The 26,940-nt window shown below is 57.7% G+C and carries 17 protein-coding genes and 2 pseudogenes; 7 read left to right on the forward strand and 12 right to left on the reverse strand.

The window, feature by feature from the left end; genetic code table 11:
* Position 1 precedes the first annotated feature (1 nt).
* From PSH79_RS05370 to PSH79_RS05385, 4 genes and pseudogenes are all read right to left on the reverse strand, one after another.
* The gene (locus PSH79_RS05370; protein ID WP_305441592.1) at positions 2-1,039 is read right to left on the reverse strand and encodes an ABC transporter ATP-binding protein; all 1,038 of its coding nucleotides are present in this window, start codon (positions 1,037-1,039) and stop codon (positions 2-4) included.
* Positions 1,040-1,207: 168 nt separating this feature from the next.
* Positions 1,208-2,359 (reverse strand): putative ABC transporter substrate-binding protein YdcS, encoded by a 1,152-nt coding sequence (ydcS, locus tag PSH79_RS05375; RefSeq protein WP_305441593.1) that lies wholly within the window; start codon positions 2,357-2,359, stop codon positions 1,208-1,210.
* Positions 2,360-2,442: 83 nt separating this feature from the next.
* A complete protein-coding gene (locus tag PSH79_RS05380) occupies positions 2,443-3,900 on the reverse strand; it encodes a gamma-aminobutyraldehyde dehydrogenase (RefSeq protein WP_305441594.1) in 1,458 nt (485 codons plus the stop codon).
* 133 nt (positions 3,901-4,033) lie between these two features.
* Positions 4,034-4,948, reverse strand: a pseudogene (locus tag PSH79_RS05385) (LysR family transcriptional regulator).
* Positions 4,949-5,124: 176 nt separating this feature from the next.
* Here PSH79_RS05385 and PSH79_RS05390 point away from each other — a divergent pair.
* Entirely contained in the window at positions 5,125-5,847 is a 723-nt protein-coding gene (locus PSH79_RS05390; protein ID WP_305441595.1) for a tellurite resistance TerB family protein, read from the forward strand.
* 428 nt (positions 5,848-6,275) lie between these two features.
* Here PSH79_RS05390 and PSH79_RS05395 read toward each other — a convergent pair whose 3' ends face one another.
* The 8 genes and pseudogenes from PSH79_RS05395 to PSH79_RS05430 all read right to left on the reverse strand — a co-directional run bounded on the left by PSH79_RS05395 (position 6,276) and on the right by PSH79_RS05430 (position 18,998).
* Positions 6,276-6,719 (reverse strand): hypothetical protein, encoded by a 444-nt coding sequence (locus tag PSH79_RS05395; protein WP_305441596.1) that lies wholly within the window; start codon positions 6,717-6,719, stop codon positions 6,276-6,278.
* Positions 6,716-9,232: pseudogene (locus PSH79_RS05400) on the reverse strand (RHS repeat-associated core domain-containing protein); the annotation flags it as partial. The gene PSH79_RS05395 and the pseudogene PSH79_RS05400, both read right to left, overlap by 4 nt.
* Before the next feature lie 271 nt (positions 9,233-9,503).
* The gene (locus PSH79_RS05405; RefSeq protein ID WP_305441597.1) at positions 9,504-9,950 is read right to left on the reverse strand and encodes an SMI1/KNR4 family protein; all 447 of its coding nucleotides are present in this window, start codon (positions 9,948-9,950) and stop codon (positions 9,504-9,506) included.
* A gap of 130 nt (positions 9,951-10,080) precedes the next feature.
* Entirely contained in the window at positions 10,081-10,551 is a 471-nt protein-coding gene (locus PSH79_RS05410; protein WP_305441598.1) for a hypothetical protein, read from the reverse strand.
* Positions 10,548-15,581 carry an RHS repeat-associated core domain-containing protein gene (locus tag PSH79_RS05415; protein WP_305441599.1) on the reverse strand — a complete coding sequence of 1,678 codons (5,034 nt, stop codon included), beginning with the start codon at positions 15,579-15,581 and terminating at the stop codon, positions 10,548-10,550. The genes PSH79_RS05410 and PSH79_RS05415 overlap by 4 nt, the downstream gene beginning before the upstream one ends.
* Positions 15,578-16,318 carry a DUF4123 domain-containing protein gene (locus tag PSH79_RS05420; RefSeq protein ID WP_305441600.1) on the reverse strand — a complete coding sequence of 247 codons (741 nt, stop codon included), beginning with the start codon at positions 16,316-16,318 and terminating at the stop codon, positions 15,578-15,580. Before PSH79_RS05420 ends, PSH79_RS05415 begins: the two co-directional genes overlap by 4 nt.
* On the reverse strand, positions 16,308-18,350 hold the full coding sequence (gene tssI / locus PSH79_RS05425; protein WP_305441601.1) for a type VI secretion system tip protein VgrG: 2,043 nt from the start codon (positions 18,348-18,350) through the stop codon (positions 16,308-16,310). Before tssI ends, PSH79_RS05420 begins: the two co-directional genes overlap by 11 nt.
* A 132-nt stretch (positions 18,351-18,482) precedes the next feature.
* Positions 18,483-18,998 (reverse strand): Hcp family type VI secretion system effector, encoded by a 516-nt coding sequence (locus PSH79_RS05430; protein WP_007919523.1) that lies wholly within the window; start codon positions 18,996-18,998, stop codon positions 18,483-18,485.
* Between the two features lie 526 nt (positions 18,999-19,524).
* Here PSH79_RS05430 and PSH79_RS05435 point away from each other — a divergent pair.
* Genes PSH79_RS05435 through PSH79_RS05460 form a run of 6 tightly spaced genes read left to right on the forward strand, consistent with a single transcriptional unit; the run spans position 19,525 to position 26,911 of the window.
* Positions 19,525-21,147: a methyl-accepting chemotaxis protein gene (locus PSH79_RS05435; RefSeq protein WP_305441602.1), complete on the forward strand. Its 1,623-nt coding sequence runs from the start codon at positions 19,525-19,527 to the stop codon at positions 21,145-21,147.
* Positions 21,147-21,683, forward strand: a complete 537-nt coding sequence (locus PSH79_RS05440; RefSeq protein ID WP_305441603.1) for a chemotaxis protein CheW — start codon at positions 21,147-21,149, stop codon at positions 21,681-21,683. The genes PSH79_RS05435 and PSH79_RS05440 overlap by 1 nt, the downstream gene beginning before the upstream one ends.
* Positions 21,680-22,951, forward strand: coding sequence for a protein-glutamate O-methyltransferase CheR (locus PSH79_RS05445; RefSeq protein WP_305441604.1), 1,272 nt, complete (start codon positions 21,680-21,682; stop codon positions 22,949-22,951). The genes PSH79_RS05440 and PSH79_RS05445 overlap by 4 nt, the downstream gene beginning before the upstream one ends.
* Complete coding sequence (locus PSH79_RS05450) at positions 22,948-23,631, forward strand: chemotaxis protein CheW (protein WP_305441605.1); 684 nt, start codon at positions 22,948-22,950, stop codon at positions 23,629-23,631. The genes PSH79_RS05445 and PSH79_RS05450 overlap by 4 nt, the downstream gene beginning before the upstream one ends.
* Complete coding sequence (locus tag PSH79_RS05455; RefSeq protein ID WP_305441606.1) at positions 23,628-25,904, forward strand: hybrid sensor histidine kinase/response regulator; 2,277 nt, start codon at positions 23,628-23,630, stop codon at positions 25,902-25,904. Before PSH79_RS05450 ends, PSH79_RS05455 begins: the two co-directional genes overlap by 4 nt.
* Positions 25,901-26,911, forward strand: coding sequence for a chemotaxis response regulator protein-glutamate methylesterase (locus tag PSH79_RS05460; protein ID WP_305441607.1), 1,011 nt, complete (start codon positions 25,901-25,903; stop codon positions 26,909-26,911). The genes PSH79_RS05455 and PSH79_RS05460 overlap by 4 nt, the downstream gene beginning before the upstream one ends.
* Positions 26,912-26,940: the final 29 nt, after the last annotated feature.

The raw sequence follows: 26,940 nt of genomic DNA on the forward strand, positions 1-26,940 counted from the left end.
TTCACACCCCGCTCGTCACGGTGTCGTGCAGCGGGATCATCGCCTCCCGCGCCCAGCGTGCGTTCAGGCGCTGGCCGGTCTGATGCTGCGCGCTGCTGTCGATCCACTGGTTGTTGGCGTGGCTGATGCTCAGGGTCTGGCCGTTTTCCAGGGTCAATTCATAACGCGTGGCGCTGCCCTGATACTGGATGTCGTGGAGCAAACCACTGACTTCGATTTCATGGCTGGCCAAGGGGCCTTCGGCGAAACGCACATGTTCCGGACGAATCGAAAACGGCTGCGGATGACCGCTGATTTGGCGTGCGAGATCGCCGCGAATCACGTTCGAGGTGCCGACGAATTCGGCGACGAACGTGGTGGTCGGTTTCATGTACAGATTACGCGGGGTATCGACCTGTTCGATGCGACCCTTGTTGAACACGGCCACGCGGTCGGACATCGACAGGGCTTCGGTTTGATCGTGGGTGACGAAGATGAAGGTGATGCCGAGTTGGCGTTGCAGCTTCTTCAATTCGCTTTGCATTTGCTCGCGCAGCTTCAGGTCGAGGGCGCCCAAAGGCTCATCGAGCAACAGCACGCGAGGTCGATTGACCAAGGCTCGGGCGAGGGCAACACGCTGGCGCTGGCCGCCGGACAATTGCACCGGTTTACGTGCGCCGTAGCCGCCGAGGGCGACCATGTCCAAGGCTTCTTCAGCGCGTTTGTGCCGTTCGTTTTTGCCCACGCCTTTGACTTTCAAACCGTAGGCGACGTTGTCGAGCACGTTCATGTGCGGGAACAGCGCGTAATCCTGAAACACAGTGTTTACGTCACGTTGATACGGCGGCAGACCGGCCGCTTCGGCGCCGTGGATGCGGATCGAGCCGGCGCTCGGTTGTTCGAAACCGGCGATCAGGCGCAGGCACGTGGTTTTGCCCGAGCCGGAAGGGCCGAGCATGGAAAAGAACTCGCCGTCCTGGATATCGATGGAAACCCGGTCAACGGCCTTCACTTCGCCGAACTGCCGGGAAACGTTGGTGAACTGGACTGCAAGCGTCATGGTGCGGTGCTCCGGTAAAGCAGGCTTTCAAAGAATGATCAGGCGTTGCGTCGAAAAGATCGCAGCCTCCGGCAGCTCCTACAGGATGTGAGCCGGACGCTGAATTTTCGGTGCTCGCAGTCGATGCAGGAGCTGCCGAAGGCTGCGATCTTTCGATATTGAAGGGGCTTACCTACCGCCCATGATCGCGATGTAGTCCTGTGTCCAGCGGCTGTACGGCACAAACTTGCCGCCTTCAGCCTGCGGGGTTTTCCAGAAGGCAATCTTGTCGAACTGGTCGAAACCGTTGGTTTTGCAACCCTCGGCGCCGAGCAGTTCACTGCCCTGGCACGCTGCCGGCACGGCCGGCAACGAACCAAACCACGCCGCCACATCGCCCTGGACTTTCGGTTGCAGCGACCAGTCCATCCACTTGTACGCACAGTTCGGGTGCTTGGCCTCGGCGTGCAGCATGGTGGTGTCGGCCCAACCCGTGGCGCCTTCTTTCGGGATGGTCGAAGCAACCGGCTGCTTCTCGTTGATCAGGCCGTTGACCTGATATGGCCAGGCACCGGAGGCAACCACGCCTTCGTTTTTGAAGTCGCTCATCTGCACCGTGGTGTCGTGCCAGTAGCGGTGGATCAGCGGCTGCTGGGCACGCAGCAGATCGAGCACAGCCTTGTACTGCGCTTCGGTGAGTTGATACGGATCGCTGATACCCAATTCTGGCTTGGCGGACTTGAGATACAGCGCCGCATCGGCAATATAGATCGGTCCGTCATACGCCTGCACACGGCCCTTGTTCGCTTTGCCGTCCGGCAGATTCTGCGCGTCGAAGAGTACGTTCCAACTGGTCGGCGCGGTCTTGAACACATTGGTGTTGTACATCAGCACGTTCGGCCCCCACTGGTACGGGGTGCCGTAGGTCTGGCTGTTGACCACGTACCACGGCGCATCTTTCAGACGCGGATCGAGGTTTTTCCAGTTCGGGATCAACGCGGTGTTGATCGGTTGCACACGCTTGCCGACGATCAACCGCAGCGACGCATCGCCCGACGCGGTGACCAGGTCGTAACCACCCTTGGCCATCAGGCTGACCATTTCGTCAGAGGTCGCGGCGGTTTTCACGTTGACCTTGCAGCCGGTTTCCTTCTCGAAACCGCTCACCCAGTCGTAGGCCTTGTCACTCTCGCCACGTTCGATGTAGCCCGGCCAGGCGACGATATCCAACTGACCCTCACCAGCGCCGACAGCCTTCAGCGGTTCTGCCGCTTGCAGGCTGGCGCTGGCCAGCAAGGCCGTGGTGATTGCACTGAGCAGTGCGGTCTTGTGCACGAACATGGTTGAACCCTCTTCTTTAAATTATGGTCGGGGCAGTTGTGAACGCGGTGGAGCATGCCGTTGGCGGCTTGTTATTAGCGTAGTCAGAGATGCTGGCCGTGGCGGGCCATGATGTGCCGCACCACGCTGTAGTCCTGAAGCGAATCGCTGGATAAGTCTTTGCCATAACCCGAACGTTTCAGACCGCCGTGGGGCATTTCGCTGACGAGCATGAAATGGCTGTTGATCCACGTGCAGCCGTACTGCAGGTGGGCGGCGACCTGCATGGCCTTGTCCAGATTCTGTGTCCACACCGACGAGGCGAGGCCGTATTCGGAGTCGTTGGCCCAATCGACGGCCTGCGAGAGTTCATCGAAACGGGTCACCGTCACCACTGGCCCGAACACTTCGCGCTGGACGATCTCGTCGCTCTGTTTGCAACCGGCCAAAAGTGTCGGTTGGTAGTAGAAACCGGCGCCGGAATGCACCGCCGCGCCGGTCACCCGTTCGATATGCGGCTGGCCGAGGGCGCGTTCCACGAAACTGGCCACGCGGTCACGCTGACGGGTGCTGATCAGCGGGCCGATCTCATTGTCGGCATCGCGCTTGCCAGCGAAACGCAGGCTGCTGACGGAGGCACCGAGTTCGGCGACCAATTTGTCGTGGATGCCGGCCTGGGCGTAGATCCGGCAGGCGGCGGTGCAATCCTGCCCGGCGTTGTAGTAACCGTAAGTGCGCACGCCTTCGACGACGGCTTTCAGATCAGCGTCGTTGCAGACGATTACCGGGGCTTTGCCGCCGAGTTCAAGGTGTGTGCGTTTCAGGGTTTTCGCCGCGGCCTGAAGGATTTTCTGCCCGGTGACGATATCGCCGGTCAGCGAGACCATGCGGATTTTCGGGTGACTGACCAAATGGCTGCCGACGCCTTCGCCACCCCCGCAGATGATGTTGATCACCCCGCGCGGCAGGATTTCGGCAAGCGAAGGGGCCAGTGCGAGAATCGACAGCGGCGTGTGTTCGGAAGGTTTGAACACCAGCGTGTTGCCGGCCGCCAGGGCTGGGGCGATCTTCCACGCGGCCATCATGATCGGGTAGTTCCACGGCGCAATCGAGGCGACGACGCCAATCGGATCGCGGCGCACCATGCTGGTGTAACCCGGCAGGTATTCGCCGCTGAGCTGGCCGGTCTGGCAGCGCACGGCACCGGCAAAGAAGCGGAACACATCAACAGTCGCCGTCAGGTCGTCCTGACGCGCCAAATGCAGCGGCTTGCCGCAGTTCAAGGATTCGAGGCGGGCGAGGTGATCGGCGTGCTTTTCGACGGCGTTGGCGATCTCCAACAACAGATTGGAACGTTGCTGCGGCGTGGTCCGCGACCATTCGGCGAAGGCGCGGTGGGCGGCGAGGATGGCGGTTTCGACTTGTTCCGTGCTGGCCTCGGCGATGTGCGTGAGAGTTTCACCGGTGGCCGGGTTGAGGATCGGCTCAACAAAGCCCTCGCCGGCGACCAGTTCACCGTCGATCAACAACGCGGTACACATCGGGGTCTGCGCGCCAGCCATTTTGCGAGCTCTCTTTTCTTGTATGGCCATTGTTGCTCCCTGTGTCACCGGGAGCCGACCGTCTTATAGATGCAGCAAGACTAGTGCGCGGCTCCGGGGGCGACAAATTCTAAATACTGAAGGTGGCATTCGATTAAATAGATGGCTTGCGTCCGCCATGCGGCTGTTCGCGGGCCACAGTCAGAAATGGATCAACCAGCGCTGGTCGCGCGGTGCCTCGACGCCAGGCCAGGCCGACGTCGAGGGTCTGGTTCAGGTCGGCAATTGGTCGCGCTTCGATGATGTCGCCTTCAAGCGACCAGGGGCGGTAGGTCATGTCCGGCTGGATCGACACGCCCTAACCGGCCGCAACAAGACTTCGCACCGCTTCGGTTGAAGCGGTTCTCAGCGTGATCTTTGGTTGCAGCCCCGCACCGCGCCACAGGCGTTGAGCATTGCGATCCATCTCGTCGACGTTCAGTTGAATCAACGGTTCGCGGGCGACATCGGCGAGGTTGATGCTGTCGTGCTCCAGCAATGGATGCTGCGCGGGCAGCCACAAACGGTGTGGCGAGTGGGTCAGGACTTCGGTCTGCAAGGCATGGCGATCTTCGAGGTTGGAGAGGATCAACACGCCGACGTCGATTTCGCCGCTGACCAGCAAGTGCTCGATGTAGGGGCGCTCGTCCTCCATCACTCTTATTTCAACGTTAGGGTAGGCGCGCTGAAACCGGGTGACCAAATCCGCGAGGTAATAACCAGCGACAAGGCTGGTCACGCCGATGATCAATTGCCCGGCAACCTGATCGGTGCTCTGTTGCAGGCTGCGTTTGGCGTTATCCACAGTCGCCAGAATCAGGTGCGCCTGTCGTAGGAATTGATGACCCTGATGCGTCAGCGTCATGCCCTTGGCGTGTCGGCTGAACAGGCTGACGCCGATTTCTTCTTCCAGTTGCTGGATCGCCAGGGTCAGGGTCGATTGGGAAATAAACGCGGTTTGCGCAGCCGCAGAGATCGAGCCGGTTTCGGCCACGGCGATGAAGTGACGGATCTGACGCAAGGTCATCATGAGAAGGGTACCCAGTGGGCGGTTTTTATAGATTGGCTGGAGTGTATATCTATTTTCGCGAACGGCAGTCCGGTGCCGAGCAACATCTGGAAGCACACTCGTGAGCAGGGCAGGGGCACTTTCGAACTAGGCTGAGGGCCTTATAGATCCGGATAACCCCTGTTTGGAGGCGGAACATGAACACCCGTGGATTGCTCGATCAACTACTCAAATCCGGCCAGGATCTGCTGCAGAACAAGGCCGGCGGGTCGCAAAACAAAACGGCCGCCGGTGGGTTGGGCGGCTTGCTTGGCGGATCGTCCGGCGGCAGTGGCCTTGGCGGTCTGCTGTCGGGCGCCGGCGGTGGCGCACTGGCGGCAGGCGCCATGGGCCTGCTGCTCGGCAACAAGAAAGTGCGCAACGTCGGCGGCAAAGTCGCCCTCTACGGCGGCCTCGCCGCACTCGGCGTGCTGGCATACAAAGCCTACGGCAACTACAACGCCCAAAAAGGCACCGCACCACAACGCGAACCGCAAACCCTTGATCGCCTCCCGCCCGCACAAGCCGAGCAACACAGCCAGGCGATCCTCAAGGCACTCGTTGCAGCAGCCAAGGCCGACGGCCACATCGACGACCGCGAGCGCCAACTGATCGAAGGCGAGTTCACTAAACTCGACAATGATCAGGAGCTCCAGCACTGGCTGCATGCCGAACTCAACAAACCCCTTGACCCAACAGACGTTGCCCGCGCGGCAAGCACGCCGGAAATGGCGGCAGAGATGTACATCGCCAGTGTGATGCTGGTGGACGAGGAGAACTTTATGGAGAAGAGCTATCTGGATGAGTTGGCGCGGCAGTTGAAGCTGGAGCCGGGGTTGAAGGTGGAGTTGGAGAAGCAGGTGCGGTTGGCTGCAGTTTAATTATTCGAGCCTGCAAGGCTTGGGGGGGCAGCCCCGGATTGTTTTGCAGGCTTAAATATTTCGATTCCCAGAGCTCACCTCTTTCATTTTTTTTCTGTGAGGACTGCGTTTCTGGGTTTCAGACATTGGTTTCAGGGACAGACCACGTTTAGAAATCGAAAAAACGGGGGGTGTTGTTCAGGGGCAGGCTAAATCAAGAAAATAAGGGAAAAAGAAAACGTGACCTGTTCCCGGTTGTCCCATTTTTTACATTGTGATTTTTATGCTTCTGTCATAAAGGATTCACTTTGTTAGATCAAAAGTAGATCAAAGCCCGCTGATCTAAAACTCATGGAGTTTCTCTCGCTGGTATTAGGCTAATCGTACCATCCTCTTTAAGTGTTATTAATACCCAGTAAAAAAACCTGGTCATTCCTGGTTTGACGTTTTTAATCTATTTGTTTAGTGGGTTGGAAAGGAAATGTTTCTCCAGAAATAATTAGGCTGGAATGTACTAAGATGATGTTTTGAATGCTGTTAATTACAAGTTTTAAGTTTTCGGAGTAGGGGAATAGTGACTCTAATAAGTCAAAATATAAATAATCTTTTATCAGGGTTACGGCCAGTGCAGGGTGGTGTTCGACTAATTTTGAATAATTTGGATAGCATAATTGCTCCAGCTCAGGTATATCCGAAATTTCTTGCTGTTTGTCATCCGCTTCGCATTGTTGGATAAAAGCGTCGGCGTGGATTAGGAAGAGCTCTGGGATCTCGCTAAGACTTATTGTGAGTTCGAATGTTTTTGTTTCAAGGCTAATACTCTCCCCAAAGCCAAGGCTCCTATAACCAACAAGGCGTGGGTCAGTAAGCTCTCCTGATGATTTAAATATCATGGTGTTGTTCCTGGTGGTAGCAGAGTAATTGTTCCATCTTTTTCAAGTGTGATGGAGCCAGAAGGTTTGTATTCTTGTCCGGCTTTTGGATCAAGGCCGGAACGAGTTCCTGAACGTTGGAAAAATTCTTCGGGAGATTTTATTTCTTCAATATTTGCAGTTTTGTTTCCCGGAACAATCCTTGTCTTTTCAAGCGATAAGAATCCATCTTGACCCTCAAATTTACTCTCAAGCGCTTTTACATGTTTACCCGCTTGGTTTGCATTGAGGTGCCCGAATCCGACATCAAGATCGCTGCCAGGAAGATTGTCACCTCTCACTCTGCTCCCTCCAATCACTACTGAGGTACCTTTCTTGTAGGAGTCCTCAAGTATCATCCGAGCCTGCTCCTTCGGCAGACCTGGAAGATGCTCTTGTAAAAATGCAGCTTGCTCTTCTGGGCCGGAAGTTTTTATTACCGTTTTTTCAGGATATTTATTAAATACTGATTTTTCAGTCCATTTTTTTGGTGGTTCCGCATCTGGACATTGTCCAGGTACGCAATTTAATCCCAATGGATCCACCCACCCAGTAGGGTTGGGCACGTACTGGTAGTTATTCAACCCACCCGCAAGTTTGATCGGATCCGGTGTCAAAAACCGTCCTGTTCCCGGATTGTAGTAGCGGTGCCGGTTGTAATGTAACCCCGTCTCGGCATCGAAATACTGACCCTGGAAGCGCAGCGGGTTATCGATTTCGTTGACGTCCAAGGCTGCGAGGTTGCCGTAGGCCCGATATTTCGCCGACCACATGATTTCGCCGCTGTAGTCGGTGAGTTCCTGTGGCGTGCCAAGGTGGTCGAGTTGGTAGTAAAACGGTGTGGCCTTGCGCGGACCTTCGCCATCGAGCATCGCCAATGGGCGGAAGCTTCCCGGTTCGTAGATATAGCTGCGATAGCGATTGTCGGCGCTTTCCGCGATCAATCGTTCGCCCTGCCACAGAAACTCGGTGGTGTGGCCGTCGACGGTTTTTTTGATCCGACGGCCGAAGGCGTCGTACTTGTAGCTGGCGGTACTACCGCCAGGCAGGCTGACGCCGATGAGGCGGTGCTGGCAGTCGTAGCGGTATTCGGTGACGAGTTTTTGTCCGGTACCACGACGTTCTCGGGTGAGGTTTCCGTAAGCATCGTAGTCGTAGTGGCGGTCGCCTTGCATCAGTAGGCGGTTGCCTTTGACGTTAGCGAGGTTGGCGACGGGCAGATCATTCTGCCCGAGCAGGTTGCCTGCCGGATCATGGGCGAAACTTTCAGGTGTTGCACCGCGCACGCTGATCAGGCGATCGAGTGGATCGTAATGATAGCTGCGACTTCCTTTGCGGCTGTCGTCCACGCCGCTCAGGTTGCCATTGGCGTCGTAGTTGTAGCGACGCTGGAACAGGTTTTTGTCCCGTTGGCTGACGCTGTGGGCCTGTAATCGGCCTTGTTCGTCGTACTGGTATTGGCTAAGCAGCAAACCTTGTTGGCGTTGCTGTTCACGACCGGCACTGAATTGGTGGGACGTCAGGCGTGAGCCGTTGAGGTCGATACTGCTGAGGCGGCCACCGGCCATATGACGATAATCGAGTGTGCTGCCGTCGGGGAGACGGCAGTGGCTCAGTTGGCCAACGCTGTCGTATTCGTAACGGGTGGTGCCCCAGCCTTGGTGCTCGGTGATCAACCGGTCCTGCACGTCATATTCGTAAGCAAGCGGCCAGTGACCGTCGTCGACGTTGACCAGGCGACCTAGGGCGTCGTAGCTGTAGTGGATTTCCTCGCCGTCGGGCAGGGTCTTCACCAGCAGGCGACCAGAGGCATCGCGCTGGTACTCGCTGATCAGTTCGCTGCCGTCGTCGCCGAACTCGGTTTTCTTCAGCAGTTGACCGTTGAGGTCGTACTCGTAGGCCGTGCGCTGCCCGTCGAAGCCGGTTTCCTGCTGGATCAGGCCGTTCGAGTAGTAGTCGAGCTGATAGCGTTCGCCGCGCTCGCTCTCAATCTCGGTGAGGTTGAGTTGTGAGTTGTCGTATCGGTAGCGCAGTTGGCTGCCGTCCGGATTGATGCGGCGGCTGACCAGGTGAAAGTTGTCGGCGTACTCATAGCGAGTGATGCGTCCGAGTTCGTCGCGTTCGGCGGTGACCCGGCCATACGGGTTATAGGTGAAGGAACGGGTGGCGCCGCCCGGCAGGGTGACTTGGGTCAGACGATCAGCAGCGTCCCATTGGTAATGGGTGATCGCGCCAAATTCGTCCTGCCGGGTGATTTGCCGGCCCAAGGCGTCGTAGCGATATTTGCGCTGACCACCGTCCGGAAGACGTTCTTCGAGCAATTGACCAAGGTTGTTCCAACCCAGTTGATGGCGGCTGCCGTCGGGGTGACGAATTTCCAACAGTCGCCCCTGACGGTCATAGCTGTAGTGGGTTTCGTTGCCGTCCGGGTCGGTTTGTTGGGTAATGTCACCCTGACGGTTTCGCTCATATTTCAGGCGCGCCTTGCCACGATGTTTGCGGGAGCTACTTTTTCAACAGAATCCGCCTTACACCATCTAACGGGTCAAGAAGGTACTAAGCTTCAACGGAAAAATAAATTTTTTTCATCTAAATGGAATTGTTGCGCCCCACCATCGTCGTACTTTTACGGTTCGGCTAAGGTTGCTTGGTAAATATGCAAAGTTTGGAGGCGGAGAAACAGAAAGCTGTTCGGGGATAGACCGCAATTAGACAATAGAATGTGGAATACCCCCCGGGGCTTATCAGGCAACTCATGGTTGAAAGTTAGGTTCTAAGTTCGACGTATTCTTCAAAGAATGAATAGAAGTTTTCCGCTATTTTTTTAGAAGGTTTGCGCTTAAATAGATCGTAGCTAACGACCTGTCCGTTTCCCGTGGGTCCGCAATTAATTGCCCAACAAACTTCGTCGTCTTTTAAATAAATGACGGCAAAGTGACTAGGTAGCTCAAACTCTGAACGGCAGTACATAGTACTGTAATTTACAGTTCCGCCATTATCTAGAGTTGCATCATTATTCTCAATTCCGCATAGTTCTGAGTCTGCTGCACCGCCACCACCGCATACACTCAAGAAATCAACGAAATCTTCAGGCAGCTTTATGCCTAGAATATTCTCAAGTTTTTTAATTTGCTCGGCAGTGGCGGGGCCGAGCCAAAATGTTTTTTCATCGGAGTTATCGAGTTTAGTTATCAAGTCTTGGTATTTATGCATGGTTCTGCTCACTCAAAGTGTTATTCAGGGACAGACCACTATAAATAGGGAGAAAGATGAAAATTTCTAAGTGGTGGATTATAGACGCAAAAAAACTGATCTATCCCCGTTTTCTCTTTAAATGTCTTGCTCAAAGGTGTTCGAGGTCGATTAAACACCCTTTGAGTTCTAATCGTTTGATCTCTTCATCAAATTTGTACTTTGGCAAATCTTCGTTTTTTATGTCGTACTGCTGTCTAAGGAGACGAAATAATTTCCCTATATTTTTCTTGCTTTTCTCGTCAAGACTTTCAATTAAGTCGTAATTATTATCCGAAAGAAACGCGATTTTGTTTTTAAGTGTGTAGTAAGCGCTTATATTTGAAAGCAATCCTTCTGCATCTGAATAATCTTCTTTTAGGTATTTTGCATAATCTTCAAATATGGTTGTCAGCAGGTTTTGTGCAGCTTTTTGATGTTTTAAAACTCCGCACATTTCCTGCCAGTTGCTAATGAATAGATGGTCTCCCCAGTCGGAGCCGCGGGCAAAATATTCTCCATTGCCTTTAAAGAAGTCAGATATTTCATGAGATTCTAAAGCCTTTTCAAAAGTTGTCTTCATTGAAGCTTTTCCCAGTGATCAAAGTTTTTCAATAACGTTCCAATATCACTGTTGTGAGTGACGTTTTCTGAGCCGATCAAAGCCGCCTCTTTTGTTCCGCTTTTGGTAGCTCCGCCCGGGACCCATTCGTTAGGGTAAGCGCCGTTTTCACGCCCGTTTGGCATTTCGTAGCTAAATCTCGGATCATCTGGTTTTATTTTAACGATGTATATGCTTTCACCTTCCAGCGTTTTTGCACCGAGATTGAGTTCCTTGTTGAGAACATTCCAGTCATTTCCCGCTGCTCTATATTTCTCAACAACTTCGTCCATTTCAGAGGAGAGTCCTACAAATTTTCTCTGTGGAAAACTTGGATATCTTGAGTCGGTGATCCAGCTTTCGATCACTACGAAAGATCCCCCTTCTTTCGCAAAAAGCTCGCGGTGCGCACTGACATAACTATCCGGTAGATATTCATTGGGGCTTGGTGGCCTATCCGCCTTGTTCATGTCGATAATTTCATCGAACTTTTCCTGACTCATAGGCAGGTGGTCAGGTTTGGTAGCATTCGCAGAGTTCGTTGGTAATTTGCAATCGGGTCCAGGGCACGTTGAGTTTAAGCCCAACGGATCCACCCACCCCGTAGGGTTAGGCACATACTGATAGTTGTTCAATCCACCCGCAAGCTTGATCGGATCTGGTGTCAAAAACCGTCCGGTGCTGGGATTGTAGTAGCGGTGTCGGTTGTAATGTAATCCCGTCTCGGCATCGAAATACTGACCCTGGAAGCGCAGAGGGTTATCAATTTCGGCGACATCCAAGGTGGCCAGATTGCCATAGGCACGGTATTTCGCCGACCACATGATTTCGCCGCTGTAGTCGGTGAGCTCTTGAGGTGTACCGAGGTGGTCGAGTTGGTAATAGAACGGCGTTGCCTTCAGGGGGCCTTCGCCGTCGAGCATTGCCAATGGGCGGAAGCTGCCAGGCTCGTAGATGTAGGTGCGGTAGCGATTTTCAGCGCTTTCGGCGATCAGGCGTTCACCTTGCCACAGAAATTCAGTGGTGTGGCCATCGACGGTTTTTTCGATACGACGGCCAAACGCGTCGTACTTGTAGCTTGCGGTGCTGCCACCGGGCAGGCTGACGCCAATCAAGCGATGCTGGCAGTCGTAGCGGTATTCGGTGACCAGTTGCTGTCCGGTACCACGGCGTTCGCGACTAAGGTTGCCGTAGGCGTCGTAGTCGTAATGTCGGTCGCCTTGCATAAGCAGGCGATTACCTTTGACGTTGGCGAGGTTCGCGGCGGGCAGATCGCTTTGGCCGAGCAAGTTGCCGGCCGGGTCATGAGCGAAGGTTTCGGGAGTGGCGCCGCGAACGCTGACCAGACGATCCAGTGGGTCGTAGTGGTAGCTGCGGTTTCCTTTGCGGCTGTCATCGATGCCGGCCAGGTTGCCGTTTGCATCGTAGGCGTAGCGGCGCTGGAACAGATTGCGATCCTGCTGACCTACCGTGTGCGCTTGAAGCCTTCCCTGTTCGTCGTATTGGTATTGGCTAAGCAGCACGCCTTGTTGGCGCTGCTGTTCACGGCCAGCGTCGAACTGATGCGTAGTCAGGCGCGACCCGTTGAGGTCAATGCTGCTCAGCCGACCGCCGGACAAGTGGCGGTAATCGAGTGTGCTGCCATCTGGCAGGCGGCAGTGATTGAGTTGGCCGACGCTGTCGTACTCGTACCGCGTGGTGCCCCAGCCTTGGTGCTCAGTGATCAGGCGATCTTGTACGTCGTACTCATAGGCGAGGGGCCAGTGGCCGTCGTCAACGTTTACCAGGCGACCCAAAGCATCGTAGCTGTAATGGATTTCTTCGCCATCAGCGAGGGTTTTGACCAGTAAGCGGCCAGAGGCATCGCGCTGATACTCGGTCACCAGCTCACTGCCGTCGTCCCCAAACTCGGTTTTCTTCAACAGTTTGCCGTTGAGGTCGTACTCATAGGCGGTGCGACGCCCGTCAAAACCGCTTTCCTGCTGGATCAGCCCATTTGAGTAGTAATCGAGTTGATAGTGTTCGCCGCGTTCGTTTTCGATATCGGTGAGCAGCAGGCGTGCGTTGTCGTAGCGATAACGCAGTTGGCTGCCGTCCGGATTGATACGACGGCTGACCAGATGAAGATTGTCGGCGTACTCATAGCGGGTAATGCGCCCCAGTTCGTCGCGTTCTGCAGTGACGCGGCCGTATGGGTTGTAAGTGAACGCACGGGTAGCGCCGCCGGGCAGAGTGATCTGTGCCAGTCGATTTGCAGCATCCCACTGGTAGTGGGTGATTGCACCGGTTTCAGCCTGACGTGTGATTTGTCTGCCGAGCGCATCGTAGCGGTACTTGCGCTGGCCGCCATCGGGCAGACGCTCCTCCAGTAATTGGCCGAGGTTGTTCCAACCCAGTTGGTGACGGCTGCCGTCGGGATGGCGGATCTCCAGCAGGCGTCCTTGGCGATCATAGGTGTAATGCGTCGAGTTGCCGTCCGGGTCGACTTGCTCAGTGATGTCACCCTGGTCGTTACGCCAGTAGATCCATTTGGCGGTGCCGCGATTCACCACACGGACAAAGCCCTTGTAGTACTCGTAGGTGGTCGGCGCGTCTTCTGGTGGTATCACCGCGATCAATCGACCAGCTTCGTTGTACTGATATTCCGTGACCGCCCCCATCGGATCTTTTTCGGCGATCAGTCGGCCTTTGTCGTCATAGGCCTTTAAGTGCTCGGCACCGTCCGGATCAACTTTGGCGACGAGTCGCGCCTTGTCGTCGTGGGTATAGACCTCTTCGCTGCCATCGGCATTGGTAACGGTGACGCTGCCTTTGTCATCCCACACATAGTGCGCATCCATCTGAGAGAAACTGGCCCAGTGATGGATGCAACGTGCGGACTTGCCTTCCTTTTCCCACTCCCAGTAAAAGCTTGCGCCCCCGGCGAGTTGCCGCTCAAGAATGACGTTTTGCTCGTTGTAGGCATAACGCTCGGATTCTCCGAGAGCGTTGGTGGCTTTGATCAATCGATGTTGAGCATCGTATTCATAGGTGGTCAGCGTCTGAACGGTGTTCCAGGCGTCTTCGAGATTGTCCGCCGGTAGGAACTGCTGATAGTCGATGGCGACAATGTGCTTGCGGTTGTATCGGGCAAGCAGGGCACGACCAGCGCCGTTATCCACGCGCTTGATGCGCCCATGGATGTCACGAGTGATGTGCAGGCGATTGTCGTAGTTGTCGCTGATGGCGATCAACGTCGCGCCTTTGCTGTTGAAGCGGAAGTGATAGAACAGCGGCTTTTCGCCGGCCTGAGTCAGTACGAGTTCGGACGGATCGTCGCCAATGAAGATGGCGGCTTCCGAAAGGCTATTAGTGATCGCCGGGCGCTGTACGCTGGGCATCGGAAAAGTGGTGACCCGGTTTTCGTGATCGGTCCACACGACCTCGTCGCCGTTGATGTCCACCCGCTGAGCGAGGGCGTGGCTCCAGCCATAGCCTAGGCCGCAGTCGATTTCAGCCGCGCTGGTTCGGTAGAGACGAGTCCAACTGAATGGCAGCAGGCCACCGAGTTCACCGTCGGTAATGGTTAGCAGTTCCTCACCGGTGACCATCGAGACCGGGCAGCCATTGGTGCAGGTTTTCTTCGCGCAGGTGGCGCTTTTATCGTCGGGCGTCTTGGACTGGTCGGGTACGTCGTCGACTTTTTCCTTCGGCTGAAGGGTATGTTTGTTTTGTTTCTTGTCTCGCGGAAACGAGGAGGCATCCTTAACCTCCTGCTTCGGAGTGTCCGCCGTTTTAGGCAACGGACTCTGAGCAGGTTTTTGCGCCACCTGACTACGCGGTGCCTCCTTCGGTGCTTGCGGTTTAGGTGCTTCAGCGACGGCTTCATCGATCTTCAATGCGGCCGTTTTAGCCGGCTTCATCGGCACGTTTTTCGCGCTGGCGATAATTGGCTTCGACACTTCTGCATGCGCGGGCAGGGCGTGCTTGTTGCTGAGTGTCATCAGGGTAGAGGCAAGATCGTCCAGGTACTTGATTGCTTCACCCGATTTGACCGTGGTGATGACTTTTGTCCCGGCTCTTACAGCCAATCCAGCGCCACCTGTCAGGCAGATACCCAACAATACGTTGATCAGAAACTCCGAAGCGATCGCCGTCATAACGTCGACGATGACCTGCGGCGGGAGCATGCCGACCCAGGCCACGATCGCCGATACATAGATGAACATCAGAGGTTCGTCGCTAAGGATCAGCAACCCTGAAGCGATGGACTCTTTCGATGCGGCGTATAGCTTGTCGATTTCGACGTCCGACAGGTACTTTTTCAGCTTTGCGTAATTTTTCCTCGGATTGGCGAGCAGTTCGAATAGGCTTTTGATGTCATCCCATAGACGAAGCAGAGCCTGCTCAAAACCGTCTAGGGCCCGTTTGAGCAGAATAACTGAGCGCCCGGCACGATCCGCCGTCGAGTAACTCGCCCATTGCGGCTGAAACTTGCTCGACCATTCGCTCTGCAGCCAGCCATCAAGCTTGCCGATAACGCCTTGATAGGAGTCATAAAGCGCCTTGACGTCGCTCTTGGATACGTTGGGGAAAAAAGTGATGCGATAGGTCTGACCCTTCTTGGCCCCCTTGATCACTTTGATGCCGCTCGGGCCGATCATGGTTTCGATAGCCGGGCCGGTAACGTCGTCGTAAAAGGTGCCTTTGGTGACCGGCTCCAGCTTCACTGGGGTATTGCCAATCGGCACGAATCGCGCCGATTCGAACATGTGAATCAGCGTGAAGTCACCCACCAGAGGGCAGGTCGCATAGGTTTCCACAGCACCTGTTTTGGTTTTGCGTTTAGTGACACTGACCTCGTTGCCGACCTTGAAGGTCTGGTCGACGTCCAGTGCCCAGCCACTCCAGAAGCCGTCTGCCCATTCCTTGTAATCGCTGAGGCAGTTTTTGAAGTCTTTGAGAATCAGGCTCACGTCAGGCGCTTTGGCGTCCAGCACACGCAGGACCAAGGTACCAATCGGGGTATTCATGACGTGACTTCCTTTGTCAGCTGTGCGGCGAGACGCTCTGCCATATCTTCTGTGTTTGGGTTCTGGCGCACGAAGCGCTCAACCTTTCTGCGCAAGTTGGCTTCGGGGAACTCGAAGTACAACTCGGGGCAATCTTCTGATAGCCACTGCATCAGGTTCTCGACGACGGTGGTGTGATCCTTTTTCGCGAGGGCATCCAATAGCGTTTGGGGAATCTCCCACCACGGCCACTCTTTTGCGGGTGGTACCGCTCTTCGGCCGACTTCGAGAGTTTGTCCGTTAATCAGGTAGCGCTGGAACACTGGCAGCAGTTCACCTGCTGAGGCACCTAACCCTTCGATGATCGGATGAAAATGTCGACCATCCCAGAACCTGAAAAACACTTCAGTCGCGTCGGGCATTTTTACCTGAGTCAGGCTGCGCAAATGCTCAAGCACCGTTTCCGGCGCGCTGGTGGATACCGCTAGCCAACCCCAATCCAATGCATCGGTTTCAGTAATCCATTGCAGAAAACTGGCATTGGGGCTGATCTCTGCAAGATACGGCATCACTGGAAGCCAATCGGCGTAAGGCGTTCCGCTCCAAATGGGTACCAGTTGAGGGGCCGTATCCTGTTGATAAAAAGGCTTGAGAGGCTCGGCGTCGCTCGCCGCACTGATAACCAAATACAAACGCTCGCCAGTCTGCAGCGGCTGTTGTGCCAGCCAATCCTTGGGCGTAATTCGATCAGATGGCACAGGCACCTGCCTTGCATTTTTCGCATTCTTCGCAGAACGGCGCGTTGCGTTTGAGGGTGTTGATCTGGGCCGGGGTCAGGACCTGGCCGGCCTTGTCGGCGTCGGCCTGTTTCAGGATGCCGGGTATCAGCGGGGCGGCGCCCGTGCCGCTGCCGGGGCTGCCGCCGGAGTTCATGTTGATCACTGGCCCGCTCATGGTCACGCCGCCGGCGTCGATCTTGATGAAGCTGCCGCCACCGACCAGCGTTAGTTCGGCGCCGGCTTCCATCACGACTTTCATGCCGCTGCTGAGGTGGATTTCCTGCCCCGCATCAATGAACTGCCCAGTCCCAATCTTGATGTGCTGATTCACCCCAACCGTCAGGTGATCGTTGGCCCGCGCCTCAACTTTACGATCGGCATAAACCGTGTGGTGCTCTTCGGCTTTGAATTCCGTGTAGCTGTTCTTTTCAACGGTGTCGTGGCGTTCGTTGCCGACGCGGATCTTCTGGTCGTGTTCGACGTTCTCGTCCCAGTCGCGCTGGGCGTGCAGGTAGATCTGTTCCTGACCTTTCTTGTCTTCGATGCGCAGTTCGTTGTAGCCGCCACCACCCATGGAGCTCAGAGTCTTGAAAGTGCTGCGGGTCTTGTTGGCCGGCAGCGCGTACGGGACGGTGTTTTCCTTGTGGTACAGGCAGCCGCTGATCAGCGGTTGATCGGGGTCGCCTTCAAGGAAGGTGACCAGCACTTCCATGCCGATGCGCGGGATGGCGATGCCGCCGTATTGGGCGCCGGCCCAGGCGCTGGAGACGCGGAGCCAGCAGCTGGTTTTGTCGTCGGCCTGGCCTTCGCGGTCCCAGTGGAATTGGACTTTGACGCGGCCGTACTGGTCGCAGTGGATCTCTTCGCCTTTCGGGCCGGTGACCACGGCGCTCTGGCTGCCGAGGATGCGCGGTTTCGGGTGGCGCAGGGGCGGGCGATTCGGCACGTCCCATGGCGTGGCCTGGAAGCGGTTGCGGTAACCCTGGTGGAAATCATCTTTCAGTGCGGTGGTGTCGCTGGTCACTGACTCTTCCAGCACTTGCGGCTGTTTGCCTTCGTGCAGGACTTCGGTCAGCAGCCAGAGGTCGTTCCACTTGGCTTTCGGGTGTTGCGTCAGGGCCAAAAAGTGGCCGCTGACCAGCAACGGCTGATCGCTCTTGCCTTCAGCCAGTTGGAAGTCACTGCGGTGGCGTTCGAGGGCGCGTTTGGCCAGGTGCTTGCCGCGCTCGCGGTCGATGAAGCGACCCGGGTAATCGTAGTCCTCGAGGTCGGGCAGGGCGTCGCCACGGTTTTCGCTTTCGAGGGTGATGCGCGGCTTTTCGAAGTCGTAGTCGCGGCGCGTGGTGCGGCTGGTTCGGGTTTCCAGGCGCAGGTCGAAGCGCTTGATCACCGGGTCGTTGGCGACCATGCCGGAATCTTGCTGATAGGCCACAGGCTTGAGTTTCGGGAACACCGTCTGGTCATCGCCGAAGACGAGCTTGTGCGCCGTGGCGCTGTGCTGGAAGTGGTAGTGAATGCCTTCTTCTTCGCACAGGCGCTGGATGAAATGCAGGTCCGACTCGTCGTATTGCACGCAGTAGATGCGCTCGGGGTAGATGGAGCCGGTCTTGAATTCGTAGGCGTTGCTCTGGATACCGTGTTCTTCGAGGACCATGCCGATGATTTTCGGCACGCTGAGGTTCTGGAAGATGCGCTGGTTGACGCGGTGCGCCAGGTACGACAGTTGCGGGCGCAGGGTCACCGAATAACGGGTCAGGCGTTTGCCGGAGTCACCTTGCGCGGCGCGGTAGATCTGGCCGTGAATGCCGCTGCCGTCGGGCGACAGCTGCAGGAAGGCCGGTTTGTGCAGCAGGGTTTCGAGGTCCAGCGACGGCTGCTCACTGACCAGCTCCACCTCAAAGACAAAAGGCTGGCTGATGGCTTCCCGGCCGGTGAGGGTAAACACCTGAAAATCGGCGGAAAGCCCTTCGATGGTCAGGGCAAAGTGGGTTTCATTGGCCGGCGCGAACATCCCTTGTTCCTCGTGCTGTACAGCGGCGCTCGTCGACGCCCGCAAAAGCGGGTCAACGTACGCGAAATTCTGGAGGGGCGTAAACAACATCGACCAGCAGAGCTGGTCGATGCTTGTAACGATCAGCCGTAATTAAACGACTGGAGCACGCCAGTCATCGGAACCCGAAGTACCGGATACTTCGTGGGTCCAGGTGATTTTGCGGTAGGTGAACTGCACTTCTTCCAGGTGGGTGAAGTGCGAGTTGCCTGGATCCTGGCAGTTGTGCATTTTGTTGTTGATGGCGACGATGATCGCGTCTTCCAGTTTGGTGGTGTAGTAGTGCTCTTGAGTACCTTGAGCCGAAGTACGGAACCACTGGATAACGATTTCGCTCATGCGCTCGCCGGAAGTCAGAGCGGCTTGCAGCAGAGGCGAAGCCTTGTCGTAGACCTTGGTGATCACAACTGGCTTGTGAACGCGCTGACCGGTTGGCTGACCGGATTGTGGGTCACGCGGGATGATCACGTCGTGGCTGAAAGCCTGAACCATAACCTGGTCTTCGTGGCCTTCCTGATAGGTGTTGCCAACGGAGTCGGCGGTGAAGGCGCCGGCAGTGATCAGGCCTTGTTTTTCGCCGGTAACCGACATGTACGCTGGTGTTGCCATGGGATGCTCTCCTTGCGGATAAATTTAGGGTGCCCGGGAGGCGAAATCGCCCGGTGGGTGCCTGACTGTTATCAAGGAGCGTGCCAGGTTTTGTGAAGTCCCCGGAAGGCGGGGGTGAAGCCGCTCTGGAGTGCGTTTTTTAGAAATTTATTCAGGCTGTGGAGGGTAAAAGTGCGCAAGAAGTTGCGCAGTACTGCGCAACTTCTTGCGCACTTGGCTACAGCCCATGGCTGGCTTGGGCTGTAGCGAATTTAAGGGCGAAATATTACGGGCATGTGCGCAACTTCTTGCGCATCATGGCTCATGGCCTTCATCGGTCGGAAGCCAACGCTTTGGCAAATGACCGATCCAGCGCCCCTTTCTGCCAATCCGTCACTGGCCAGCCGCGCCCCGCCTGCGTGAAAGTCCCCATCCAGAGCCTGCTGTGCACAGCGCAGACAGGCCGGAGGGTTAAAAAGCGTCTTATAAATGAAACAGCGCCCTCGGCTATACTCCCCGCATTTCGACTGAGCCACGAGGAATCACTGTGAAGAACTGGACGTTGCGCCAACGCATTTTGGCGAGCTTTGCGGTGATTATCGCCATCATGTTGCTGATGGTTGTCGTCTCGTATTCACGGCTGTTGAAGATCGAGGCCAGTGAAAACAGCGTCCGTGACGACGCGATTCCCGGCGTCTATTACAGCTCGATGATCCGTGGTGCATGGGTCGACAGTTACTTGCAGACCCAAGAGCTGCTCGGCCTGAAGGAAGGGCAGGGCATCAGCAGCGAAGATGCGGCGGACTTCAAGGCGTTCGAAAACCGCCTGCAGGAACAGATGGCCAACTACCGCAAGACCATGGCCACCGATGAGGACCGTAACGAATTCGCTGCCTTCGAGAAGTATCACGATGCCTACATGCAGATTCAGGACCAGGTGCTGAGCCTGCACGGGCGCAATCTGGAGGCCGATGCGCTCAAGCTGTTCAATGAGAAACTGACTCCGGCCTGGTACAGCGGCCGGATGAAACTCAACGACATCATCGGCGAGAACAAGGCAGTTGCCGACCAGGCGATGGCCAACATCGATGACGCGGTTGCGTCTGCCAAGATCAGCATGTTCATCTCGCTGCTGGTGGCCGTTCTGGCGGCCGGTGCCTGCGGTCTGCTGCTGATGCGCGCGATCATGGCGCCGATGAACCGCATCGTGGAAATTCTCGAAATCATGCGCACCGGCGACTTGAGCAGCCGACTGAACCTCGACCGCAAAGACGAATTCGGCGCAGTGGAAACCGGCTTCAACGACATGATGACCGAGCTGACCGCGCTGGTGTCCCAGGCGCAACGCTCGTCGGTGCAAGTGACTACCTCGGTGACCGAGATCGCCGCCACCTCCAAGCAGCAGCAAGCCACCGCGACTGAAACCGCCGCCACCACCACCGAGATTGGCGCGACCTCCCGTGAGATTGCCGCCACTTCGCGGGATCTGGTGCGCACCATGACCGAAGTCTCCACCGCCGCCGATCAGGCTTCTGTACTTGCCGGTTCCGGCCAGCAGGGCCTGGCGCGCATGGAAGACACCATGCACTCGGTGATGGGCGCTGCTGATCTGGTCAACGCCAAACTGGCGATCCTCAACGAGAAGGCCGGCAACATCAATCAGGTGGTGGTGACCATCGTCAAGGTCGCCGACCAGACCAACCTGCTCTCGCTTAACGCGGCGATCGAGGCCGAGAAGGCCGGCGAATACGGTCGCGGTTTTGCCGTGGTCGCCACCGAAGTGCGGCGCCTGGCGGATCAGACCGCCGTCGCGACCTATGACATTGAACAAATGGTCCGTGAGATCCAGTCGGCCGTGTCGGCGGGCGTGATGGGCATGGACAAGTTCTCTGAAGAAGTGCGCCGTGGCATGTCCGAAGTGCAGCAGGTCGGTGAGCAGTTGTCGCAGATCATCCATCAGGTGCAGGCGCTGGCGCCGCGAGTGTTGATGGTCAACGAAGGCATGCAGGCCCAGGCCACCGGCGCCGAGCAGATCAATCATGCGCTGGTGCAGTTGGGCGACGCCAGCAGCCAGACTGTCGAGTCGTTGCGTCAGGCCAGTTTCGCTATCGACGAACTGAGCCAGGTGGCCGTCGGGCTGCGCAGCGGCGTTTCGCGATTCAAAGTCTGATGAGCGAGATCATCGCCAAACGCAGCGTCGCCCAAGTGGCGAAGAAGGCGTTGTTCCTGTTGTTTCGTATCGGCAGCGAGCGCTACGCCTTGCGCGCCACTGAAGTGGCGGAAGTGCTGCCGCGTCTGCCGTTGAAACCGATTGCCCGCGCGCCGCAATGGGTCGCCGGGGTGTTTGCCTATCGTGGTGCGGTGGTGCCGGTGATTGATCTCAGTGCGCTGACTTTTGGTCAGTCTGCCGAGGCGCGCACCAGCACGCGTCTGGTGCTGGTTCACTATCGCCCGGACGCAGCACAAGCGGCGCAATGGCTCGGGCTGATTCTTGAGCAGGCCACCGACACTTTGCGCTGCGATCCCGAGGATTTTCAGCCTTACGGCCTCGACAACCGGGAAGCGCCGTACCTCGGCCCGGTACGCGAGGACGCGCAAGGGCTGGTGCAATGGGTCCGAGTCAGTGACTTGCTCGATGATTCAGTGCGCGGGTTGCTGTTTCCGAATCCGCCACGGGATCCGGCGCAGCTTGAGGCGCAATCATGAGCGGCGATCAGCGCTTTTTCGACTTCCTCAAGGAACGCATCGGCCTTGATGTCACGTCGGTGGGGCCGGCGATCATCGAGCGGGCGGTGCGTCAGCGCACCACACTTTCGCAAGCCGCCAATGCCGCCGAATATTGGCAACTGCTGCAAGGCTCGCGAGATGAGCAACAGGCGCTGATCGAAGCGGTGATCGTTCCCGAAACCTGGTTTTTCCGTTACCCGGAATCTTTCGCCACGCTGGGCAAACTGGCGCGCAAGCGCCTCGGCGAGCTGAACAACATGCGCGCCTTGCGCATCCTCAGCCTGCCGTGTTCCACCGGCGAAGAGCCCTATTCAATTGCCATGGCGTTGCTTGATGCAGGACTCAAACCGCATCAATTCAAGGTCGACGGCATGGACGTCAGCCCGATCTCGGTGGAAAAGGCGCGGCGCGCTTTGTACGGCAAGAACTCGTTTCGCGGCCAGGATCTGGACTTCCGCGAGCGGCATTTTACGCCTGAGCAGGACGGCCATCAGGTCAACGATAACGTCCGCGAACAAGTGCGTTTGCAGGTCGGCAACGTCCTCGATCCGTCGTTGTTGGTCAACGAGCCAGCCTTCGACTTTGTGTTCTGCCGCAACCTGCTGATCTATTTCGATCTGCCGACCCAGAAGCAGGTCTTCGAAGTGCTCAAGCGCCTGACCCACATTGACGGCGTGCTGTTTATCGGCCCGGCCGAGGGCAGTCTGCTCGGGCGGCTGGGCATGCGTTCGATCGGCATCCCGCAGTCGTTTGCGTTCAGTCGCCACAGCGAGCCTGTGCCGGAGCCGCTGCCGATCCCCAAACCCATTCCGTTGCCCGTCAGCCAACCGCTGCGCAGTGCGCCGCCACCGCCGGTGCGCAATCGTCCGTTTGCCGCTGTGACGCCGCTGCCGATCACCAGCAAAAGCGCAAACACGGACGCTGCAACGTTGCTGGCCAACATTGCTGCGCTGGCCAACGAAGGTAAAAGTGCCGAAGCCCGCGCCGCGTGCGATCAGTTTTTGCGCAGCCACGAGCCGGTGGCGCAGGTCTTCTATTGGCTCGGCCTGCTCAGCGATGTCGCCGGTCTGACGCTTGAGGCCCAGGGTTATTACCGCAAAGCCTTGTACCTCGAACCGCAACACCCCGAAGCGCTGATGCACCTGGCCGCGTTGCTGCAAGCCCAGGGCGACAGCGCCGGTGCCAGACGATTGCAGGAACGCGCCGCGCGTAGCGGGCGCACCGCCGACAGTGAGCGTAAACGATGATCCCGTCCGACACCTTGAACGTCACCCACGAAGACGCCCGGGCCATCGATGACTGCTGGAACCGCATCGGCATTCACGGCGACAAGTCGTGCCCGTTGCTGGAAGAACACATCCATTGCCGCAACTGCTCGGTGTACTCCGCCGCCGCCACACGCCTGCTCGATCGCTATGCCTTGCAGCAGGACGAGCGTGACCCGGTGGCGATTGCCGTCGAAACCGAGCTGAAAACCCGTTCGCTGCTGATGTTCCGTCTCGGCGAAGAATGGCTCGGGCTGGCGACACGCAGTCTGGTTGAAGTGGCACCGATGCAGGCGATTCACTCGTTGCCGCACCAGCGCTCGCGGGCCTTGCTTGGCGTGGCGAATGTGCGCGGTGCGCTGGTGGCGTGCCTGTCGCTGGTCGAACTGCTGGATCTGGATGGCAACGCGGCCCCGGCCAACGGCGGGCGAATCATGCCGCGCATGCTGATCATCGCCGCCAATGGCGGGCCGGTGGTGGTGCCGGTGGATGAAGTCGACGGCATCCATGCGATTGACGAGCGAATTCTCGACGCCGCCTCGCAATCCGGTGCACAAGCCAGCGCCAAATACACCCGTGGCGTCCTGCAGTATCGGGGCCGCAGCCTGCGTTGGCTGGATGAAGAACAGCTGCTGTCCGCCGTGACCCGGAGCCTCACATGACCCCCGAGCAAATGCGCGACGCCTCCTTGCTGGAGCTGTTCAGCCTTGAAGCCGAAGCCCAGACCCAAGTGCTGAGTGCAGGGCTGTTGGCGCTGGAGCGTAACCCGACCCAGGCCGATCACCTCGAATCGTGCATGCGTGCAGCGCACTCGCTCAAAGGCGCGGCGCGGATCGTCGGCATCGACAGCGGCGTCAGCGTCGCCCACGTCATGGAAGACTGTCTGGTCAGTGCGCAGGAAGGGCGTTTGTTGCTGCGCCCGGAACATATCGACGCGTTGTTGCAGGGCACCGACCTGCTGATGCGTATTGCCACGCCCGCGAACGCACCGCAACCGCCAGACATTGAGGCTTATGTGGCGTTGATGGGGCAACTGCTCGACCCGTCGGCACCGCCAGCACCGGTCGCTGCACCCATCATGGCCGAGTTGCAACTCGAAGCACCGTCAGTGCCGGCGCCTTCGTTAGAGGTTCCGCTCGAGTCATTCGAACCGGCCCCGCGCAAGAACAAACGCACCACCGAAGGCGGCGAGCGCGTGCTGCGCGTCACTGCCGAACGCCTGAACAGCCTGCTCGATCTGTCGAGCAAATCGCTGGTGGAAACCCAGCGCCTCAAGCCGCATCTGGCGACCATGCAACGCCTCAAACGGATGCAGAACAACGGTCTGCGCGCACTGGAAAACCTCAACGTCCACCTCAAGGAACACGCGTTGAGCCTTGAGGCGCTGGAAGCGCTGGAAGATGCGCGGCGCTTGCTCGCTGAATCGCAGCAACTGCTGATCGAGAAAAACGCCGAACTCGACGAGTTCGCCTGGCAGGCCAGCCAACGAGCGCAAGTGCTTTATGACACCGCGTTGGCCTGCCGCATGCGGCCATTCGCCGATGTGCTCAGCGGTCAGGTACGCATGGTCCGCGATCTGGGCCGCAGTCTCGGCAAGCAGGTGCGGCTGGAGATCGAAGGCGAGAAGACTCAAGTCGACCGCGACGTGCTGGAAAAACTCGAAGCGCCGCTCACACATTTACTGCGCAACGCGGTTGACCACGGTATCGAAACCCCAGAGCAGCGTGTGCTCAAGGGCAAGCCTGAGGAGGGGCTGATCCGCCTGCGCGCCTCGCACCAGGCCGGACTGCTGGTGCTGGAGTTGAGCGATGACGGCAATGGTGTGGATCTGGAAAAGGTTCGCCGCAGCATCGTCGAGCGCCAGTTATCCCCACCCGAAACGGCGGCGCAGTTGAGCGAAGAAGAGCTGCTGACGTTCCTGTTTCTGCCCGGGTTCAGCCTGCGCGACAAGGTCACTGAAGTGTCCGGTCGCGGCGTCGGTCTGGATGCGGTGCAGCACATGGTGCGTCAACTGCGCGGCGCGGTCGTGTTGGAGCAGACGGCGGGCGAGGGCAGCCGTTTTCATCTGGAAGTGCCGCTGACGTTGTCGGTGGTGCGCAGTCTGGTGGTGGAAGTCGGCGAAGAGGCTTACGCCTTTCCGCTGGCGCATATCGAGCGTATGTGCGATCTGGCCCCCGAGGACATCGTGCAGGTCGAGGGGCGCCAGCATTTCTGGCACGAAGGCCGGCATGTCGGGCTGGTCGCGGCCAGTCAGTTGCTGAACCGTCCGGCCAGCCAGAGCGGCGGGGAAACCCTGAAAGTCGTGGTGATTCGCGAGCGCGATGCGATTTACGGTGTGGCGGTCGAGCGTTTTATTGGCGAGCGCACGCTGGTGGTATTGCCGCTGGACGAGCGTCTGGGCAAAGTGCAGGACATTTCCGCCGGGGCCTTGCTCGATGACGGTTCGGTGGTGTTGATCGTCGACGTCGAGGACATGCTGCGTTCGGTGGACAAACTGCTCAATACCGGGCGCCTGGAACGCATCGCCCGCCACGGCAATCAAGCGGCAGAAGTGGCGCGCAAGCGAGTGCTGGTGGTCGACGACTCGCTGACCGTGCGCGAACTGCAACGCAAGCTGCTGCTCAATCGCGGCTACGACGTGGCGGTGGCGGTGGACGGCATGGACGGCTGGAACGCGCTGCGTTCGGAGGACTTCGATTTGCTGATCACCGACATCGACATGCCGCGCATGGACGGCATCGAACTGGTCACCCTGCTGCGTCGCGACAACCGTCTGCAATCGCTGCCGGTGATGGTGGTGTCGTACAAGGATCGCGAAGAAGACCGGCGCCGTGGCCTGGACGCTGGCGCCGACTATTATTTAGCCAAAGCCAGTTTTCATGACGACGCCCTGCTCGATGCAGTGGTCGAGCTGATCGGGGGAGCGCGGGCATGAAGATTGCGATCGTCAACGACATGCCGCTGGCGGTGGAGGCCCTGCGCCGGGCGCTGGCCTTCGAGCCTGCGCATCAGGTGGTCTGGGTCGCGTACAACGGCGCCGAGGCGGTACGCCTGTGCGCCGAAAACACCCCGGATCTGATCCTGATGGATCTGATCATGCCGGTGATGGACGGTGTCGAGGCTACGCGGCGGATCATGGCGGAAAGTCCATGCGCGATCGTGATCGTCACGGTCGATCGCCAGCAGAACGTGCATCGGGTCTTCGAAGCCATGGGCCACGGTGCGCTGGATGTCGTAGACACACCCGCACTTGGTGCCGGCAACGCTCAGGAAGCGGCAGCACCACTGCTGCGCAAGATCCTCAACATCGGCTGGCTGATCGGCGAGAAGCCCACGCGTTCGCGTCCGGTCCCGGCGCCCCAGCGCAGTTCGGCGTCGTGCCAGCGGCTGGTGGCGATCGGCTCGTCCGCAGGCGGGCCAGCGGCGCTGGAAGTGCTGCTCAAAGGTTTGCCGCGCAGTTTTTCTGCGGCCATCGTCCTGGTGCAACACGTTGACCAAGTGTTCGCCGCCGGCATGGCCGAATGGCTGGCCAGCGCCAGCGGCCTGGACGTGCGTCTGGCCCGCGAAGGCGAACCGCCGCAGGCCGGCGCGGTGCTTCTGGCCGGCACCAATCACCATATTCGATTATTGAAAGACGGCACGCTGGCCTACACCGCCGAACCGGTCAATGAGATCTACCGACCGTCGATCGACGTGTTTTTTGAAAGCGTGGCCAGCTACTGGAACGGCGATGCGGTCGGGGTTTTATTGACCGGGATGGGACGCGACGGCGCGCAAGGGCTTAAGCTCATGCGCCAACAGGGTTACTTGACCATCGCGCAGGATCAGCAAAGCAGTGCGGTGTACGGCATGCCCAAGGCAGCAGCGGCGATTGATGCCGCCGTAGAAATCCGTCCACTGGAAAAGATAGCGCCACGATTGCTGGAGATTTTCCCTAAATGAATACGCCAATCCGCAATCCTGGCCCCCGC

This window comes from Pseudomonas sp. FP2196 (genome assembly GCF_030687715.1).
Classification (GTDB): Bacteria; Pseudomonadota; Gammaproteobacteria; order Pseudomonadales; family Pseudomonadaceae; genus Aquipseudomonas.

Bases quoted from the DNA above. Each gene is read 5' to 3' on its own strand.
- ydcS (WP_305441593.1), bottom strand. From the start codon at position 2,359: ATGTTCGTGCACAAGACCGCACTGCTCAGTGCAATCACCACGGCCTTG.
- PSH79_RS05455 (WP_305441606.1), top strand. From the start codon at position 23,628: ATGACCCCCGAGCAAATGCGCGACGCCTCCTTGCTGGAGCTGTTCAGC.
- PSH79_RS05390 (WP_305441595.1), top strand. From the start codon at position 5,125: ATGAACACCCGTGGATTGCTCGATCAACTACTCAAATCCGGCCAGGAT.
- PSH79_RS05440 (WP_305441603.1), top strand. From the start codon at position 21,147: ATGAGCGAGATCATCGCCAAACGCAGCGTCGCCCAAGTGGCGAAGAAG.
- PSH79_RS05395 (WP_305441596.1), bottom strand. From the start codon at position 6,719: ATGATATTTAAATCATCAGGAGAGCTTACTGACCCACGCCTTGTTGGT.
- PSH79_RS05450 (WP_305441605.1), top strand. From the start codon at position 22,948: ATGATCCCGTCCGACACCTTGAACGTCACCCACGAAGACGCCCGGGCC.
- PSH79_RS05430 (WP_007919523.1), bottom strand. From the start codon at position 18,998: ATGGCAACACCAGCGTACATGTCGGTTACCGGCGAAAAACAAGGCCTG.
- PSH79_RS05405 (WP_305441597.1), bottom strand. From the start codon at position 9,950: ATGCATAAATACCAAGACTTGATAACTAAACTCGATAACTCCGATGAA.
- PSH79_RS05380 (WP_305441594.1), bottom strand. From the start codon at position 3,900: ATGGCTGGCGCGCAGACCCCGATGTGTACCGCGTTGTTGATCGACGGT.
- PSH79_RS05370 (WP_305441592.1), bottom strand. From the start codon at position 1,039: ATGACGCTTGCAGTCCAGTTCACCAACGTTTCCCGGCAGTTCGGCGAA.
- PSH79_RS05445 (WP_305441604.1), top strand. From the start codon at position 21,680: ATGAGCGGCGATCAGCGCTTTTTCGACTTCCTCAAGGAACGCATCGGC.
- PSH79_RS05415 (WP_305441599.1), bottom strand. From the start codon at position 15,581: ATGAATACCCCGATTGGTACCTTGGTCCTGCGTGTGCTGGACGCCAAA.
- PSH79_RS05410 (WP_305441598.1), bottom strand. From the start codon at position 10,551: ATGAAGACAACTTTTGAAAAGGCTTTAGAATCTCATGAAATATCTGAC.
- PSH79_RS05460 (WP_305441607.1), top strand. From the start codon at position 25,901: ATGAAGATTGCGATCGTCAACGACATGCCGCTGGCGGTGGAGGCCCTG.
- tssI (WP_305441601.1), bottom strand. From the start codon at position 18,350: ATGTTCGCGCCGGCCAATGAAACCCACTTTGCCCTGACCATCGAAGGG.